At 63.2% G+C, this 2,515-nt stretch carries 3 protein-coding genes; all 3 read right to left on the reverse strand.

Translation table 11 applies throughout. The features are described from left to right. Positions 1-72 precede the first annotated feature (72 nt). A complete protein-coding gene (tnpC, locus tag XI06_RS13010; RefSeq protein ID WP_271605496.1) occupies positions 73-1,725 on the reverse strand; it encodes an IS66 family transposase in 1,653 nt (550 codons plus the stop codon). 45 nt (positions 1,726-1,770) lie between these two features. After that, positions 1,771-2,091: an IS66 family insertion sequence element accessory protein TnpB gene (gene tnpB / locus XI06_RS13015; RefSeq protein WP_442869427.1), complete on the reverse strand. Its 321-nt coding sequence runs from the start codon at positions 2,089-2,091 to the stop codon at positions 1,771-1,773. 23 nt (positions 2,092-2,114) lie between these two features. Continuing rightward, a partial coding sequence (tnpA, locus tag XI06_RS13020) for an IS66-like element accessory protein TnpA (RefSeq protein ID WP_271605498.1) occupies positions 2,115-2,515 on the reverse strand: 401 nt, incomplete at its 5' end.

Raw genomic sequence — 2,515 nt, forward strand, 5'->3', positions numbered from 1 at the left:
CGTACGCCTACGAGGAAGGCCGCCAGATTGACGCGGGCGCGCGGGGGCGGCGAGCTATATGATGGGTGAAGATCAGGCGGCTTGCTGATCGCCGGAGTTGCCGGCTTGGCGCAGGAGCTTCCATTCCCAGGGCAGCAGTTCGTGCAGACGCGATGCGGGAAGATCGGCGATGCGGGCGACGACGTCGGCGAGCCAGGCCTTAGGATCGACGTCGTTGAGGCGACAGGTCGTGATCATCGTCAGCATGATGGCAGCACGGTCGGCGCCACGCTGGCTGCCGGCGAAGGTCCAATTGCGCCTACCCAAGGCGATGCCTCTCAATGCACGCTCAGCACAATTGTTGGTCAAGCAGATCCTGCCATCGTCGAGGAAGCGGGCGAAGTGGTCCCAGCGCCTGAGCATGTAGTTGATCGGCTTCAGGACCTCGGAGGAGCGCGAGAGGGTCTCGCGCTCACGCAGCAACCAGACGTGCATGTCGTCGAGAAGCGGCTTGCTCTTTTCCTGGCGCACGGCGCGCCGCTCGTCGGCGTCGCGGCCGTTGATGGCGCGCTCGATCTCGAACAACGCATCGAGGCGTCTGACCGCCTCCAGTGCGATCGGGGAGACCGGCTTTCCCTTCTTGCCTTCCCGAGCATTTTTCTCAATGTCAGCCAGCTCGAAGAAGCCTCGCCGGGCATGGGCAAAGCAATACGCCGGCGTAATGGGCAGTGTCTTCTTCTGCGGGTCGAACAGCGGCTCGAAGCCGTTGTAGCAGTCGGCTTGCAGGATGCCGGCAAAGACCGCCAGGTGCTTCTGGGGATGCTCGCCTCGTCGGTCGCTTGAGGCGTAATAAACCGCCGCCGGCGGCGCGGGCCCGGCGAACGGCCGGTCATCCCGCACATAGGTCCAGATCCGCCCGGTCGTGCACTTGCCCTTCGCCAGGATGCGTATGGTGGTATCGTCGCCATGAAGGCGCTCGGCCGCAAGCACATGACGCTCGATCAAGTGGAAGAGTGGCATGACGGCAAAGGTCCCGTGGCCGATCTGGTCGGCCAGCGTCGATAGCGGCAAATCGATTCCCTCGGCTTTAAAGCGCACGCTCTGGCGGTTGAGCGGGATATGCATGCCGAACTTGTCGAACAGGATCGTCGCCAGTAGTTGCGGACCAATGAAGCCACGCGGCGTGGCATGGAACGGCGCAGGCGGCTGGCTGATCTTCTCGCAATCGCGGCAGGTGAACTTCTCGCGTACCGTCTCAATGACCTTGAACCGGCGCGGGATCTCCTCCAGCGTCTTGGTCACATCCTCACCGACCTTCGCCAGCCGCGATCCACCGCAGCAGGTGCAGGTCGTTGGAGCTTCAACGACGACGCGCTCGTGTTGGATATCGTCCGGCCACGGCTTGCGTACCGGCCGCTTACGCATGAAGGGACGGACGTTCTGCGTCTTCGCCGCGGCCGCCTGTGCGGCAAGCTCATCCTCGCTCGCCGAGGTGACGAGTTCCTCGAGCTCCAACTCCAGCTGCTCGAGCAGCCGTGCCGAGCGCTCGGATCGCTGCCCGTGCAGTTCGCGTTTGAGCTTCTCAATTCGCAGCTCAAGATGGGCGATCAGCGCTGCGTTGTCCGACAGCTCCGCCAGCGCGCTGGCAGCCATCGCCTCAGCTCGCAGCCGGGCCTCACGCTCGGCTTGCAGCGCTGCCAGGGCACTGACAAGATCCGACGGAAGGTCGTCCGGCTTCGATATCATGAAGCCATTGAATCAGATCAAGCCGCAGATTCAAACCAAAAACGGCTATCCGACACGCGTCGGACGATGAGTTTCTTGCGGATTGCGCCAATCGATTCCGGACAACAGGTAGCTCATCTGAGCCGGCGAGATCGTCACAGCTTCGCCCGCAACCGATGGCCAGACGAACCTTCCTCGCTCGAGTCTCTTAGTGAACAGGCATGCTCCCTGGCCATCGTGCCAGATCACCTTCACAAGATTGCTGCGCCGACCACGGAAGACGAACAGGTGACCGCTGAGCGGGTCCTTGCGCAGCACCTCCTGCACTTGGAGCGCCAACGAGGGAAAGCCTCGGCGCATATCCGTGTGGCCGGTCGCCAGCCACACTCGCCCGCCCGTCGGAACCGGGATCATCGGCGCACCAAAGCATCGAGAACGCGACGCAGCGCGTCTCCATCCACGTCGCCAGCGACCCGGATGCGGTGTCCGGTACCAAGATCAATCTCGATGATGCCTTGGCTCTTCCGCCGACGCCCCGATGTCGTCGCCAAGGGGGCTTCGGCTAACTCCCGCGGCGGCACAGACGGCCCAATCTCGACCGGTACGAACGGCGCTATACTCGCTTCAGCGTGCTTGCAAAGCTCTTTGCGCCACCTGAACAGCTGGCTGACATGAAGGCCTGACGCGCGAGCCACCTCGGAAACACTGGCTCCGGGCTCGAGCGATGCTGCAACAAGCCGTTCCTTCTCGTCCTGCGACCACCGGCGCCGCCGTTCGACCGATGTGATTACCTCCGCCCTCGAAATCGTCA

Origin of the sequence: Bradyrhizobium sp. CCBAU 11434 (assembly GCF_028128895.1) — a bacterium.
Classification (GTDB): Bacteria; Pseudomonadota; Alphaproteobacteria; order Rhizobiales; family Xanthobacteraceae; genus Bradyrhizobium; species Bradyrhizobium zhengyangense.

What these genes read in the sequence shown, in the direction of transcription:
- tnpC (WP_271605496.1), bottom strand. Translation starts at nt 1,725, where the DNA reads ATGATATCGAAGCCGGACGACCTTCCGTCGGATCTTGTCAGTGCCCTG.